Raw genomic sequence first — 1081 nt, forward strand, 5'->3', positions numbered from 1 at the left:
TATTATACAGACTATACATTTAAAGATAGATTTATCAATTATAGTTCGTCAAAAATATACGAATCATGGATTATGACAACATGTCATTTTATTGGGAAGTAGGAGGAACTATGTACAAAAGAATTATGATGACGTTTATGTTTTGCTGTGCACTATTTATTATGAGCCATATAGACGCCAGTGCATCCATGCAGCAAGGGGATAAGGAGATAACTCATATATATTTTGGCAATTACTATCAAAGTGATAGTAGCAGAAAAGAGCCAATAGAATGGAGACTTTGTTGGACAAAAGAGAATGTTGCCTATTTAGAATCTGCGAAATCTCTCGAATTTATGGTTTATGATGATACATGGAGTGGAAAATCCACTTGGGCGACATCTTTTTGTAGGCAGTGGCTTAATAGCAGATTTCTAAATGATGCGTTCAATGAATATGAAAGAAGTTTATTAAAGCAGGTTTTGCAAGATAATTACAGAAAGCAGGATTTGAGTACAGTATATTTGTCGAGATTCTTCGAAGGAATTCCTGTCGAGGCCACAAAGTATGCCCTTAGAAAATATCCTGAAATCGGCCCATGTGTATGGTGGATAACAAATCTATGGATGAAAAATGAGACACAAAAATATGCGTACAGTACTGCAGAAAATGACATGGGAGGTCCAGGAGTTGATGTAGGATATCGGAGCCGCTATGAAGGGAACACGCTCGTTGTTAGTAATTATATATTTGGGATACGACCTAGCATATATATGGATATTTCTAAAGGAGGATGGAAGATTTCGCGGTACACAAAGAAAAATTCTAAGACGGGTAAATATGAGAATTATTATATTGATTATGCAGATAGTCAAGATGAGATTGGTGTTGAAACGCTTGATGTGGAATATGCAAATCGTATTAATAAATCAATGCAAACCAAGGTTAGCAGCGAACTACTTCAATATAAGATAAAAAAACCAAGTATAAAATCATCAAAAAAATCTAAGAATAAAGCAGTTATTCAGTGGAAGAAGACAGACGATTCTACCTCATATGACCTATGGTATTCGACGACAAAGAAGTTTACAAAGAAAAAGAC

Annotated in this window: 1 protein-coding gene; it reads left to right on the forward strand. The window is 34.9% G+C overall.

The genetic code is table 11. From position 1 onward, the window contains the following. Positions 1-110: 110 nt before the first annotated feature. Positions 111-1081: DUF6273 domain-containing protein (locus L877_RS12640; protein ID WP_034785401.1), on the forward strand; the 971-nt coding region annotated here is incomplete at its 3' end.

The organism is Eubacterium xylanophilum ATCC 35991 (assembly GCF_000518685.1).
Classification (GTDB): Bacteria; Bacillota; Clostridia; order Lachnospirales; family Lachnospiraceae; genus Eubacterium_F; species Eubacterium_F xylanophilum.